Origin of the sequence: Hymenobacter sp. IS2118 (assembly GCF_000715495.1) — a bacterium.
Classification (GTDB): Bacteria; Bacteroidota; Bacteroidia; order Cytophagales; family Hymenobacteraceae; genus Hymenobacter.
The window spans coordinates 1-215 of the sequence record NZ_JNLX01000041.1 but is presented as its reverse complement, the minus strand read 5'-3'; the positions used below and the strand labels follow the sequence as shown (position 1 = coordinate 215).

Here is a 215-nt window from a genome sequence, read left to right as displayed (position 1 = left end):
AGGTTCGTCAGCGCAGCGGCGCTCAGGGTGTAGGCGCCGGCGGCGGGCACGCCCACGGCCAGGGCGATGCGCGTGGCGGCCGTGAAGGCCGGCCGGCCGTCGATGCTCAGCGCCTCGCCCGTGGCCGAGCGGCTGCTCAGGTTCAGGCCCGTCGTGTTGGACAGCTTCCAGGCGTCGTAGCCGGAATCGAAGCTGGCCGTGGCCGGGGCGGCGGC

Annotated in this window: 1 protein-coding gene; it reads right to left on the bottom strand. The window is 75.3% G+C overall.

What is annotated here, in order from left to right; genetic code table 11:
• Positions 1-215: hypothetical protein (locus GM79_RS25310; RefSeq protein ID WP_035558599.1), on the bottom strand; the 215-nt coding region annotated here is incomplete at both ends.